We start from the raw sequence: 245 nt of genomic DNA on the forward strand, positions 1-245 counted from the left end.
TGGCTGCTGTGAACGTTGGGGCACATCTGCGGCAATGCTGCTCAGCGCCACATTGACCTCGCTCAAATATTTAAAACTGCTGAAAAACGCCAGATAGTGGCCTGGGCGCTGGCGATATTGCCGCGCGATCAGCTCGGCAATGGGCGTTACCGACGACTCGCGGTGGGCCTGGCGGGTGCTGATTCTGGGCGTGAAATTCACCTGCAGCTGTTCAGCGCCGAACGGGCTGGGCAGGGAGGTAAAGC

The 245-nt window shown here is 59.6% G+C and carries 1 pseudogene; it reads right to left on the reverse strand.

The window, feature by feature from the left end:
- Nucleotides 1-245: pseudogene (locus AAEZ06_RS28025) on the reverse strand (ATP-dependent DNA helicase); the annotation flags it as partial.

It is taken from the genome of Pseudomonas sp. HY7a-MNA-CIBAN-0227, assembly GCF_040310325.1.
GTDB lineage: Bacteria > Pseudomonadota > Gammaproteobacteria > Pseudomonadales > Pseudomonadaceae > Aquipseudomonas.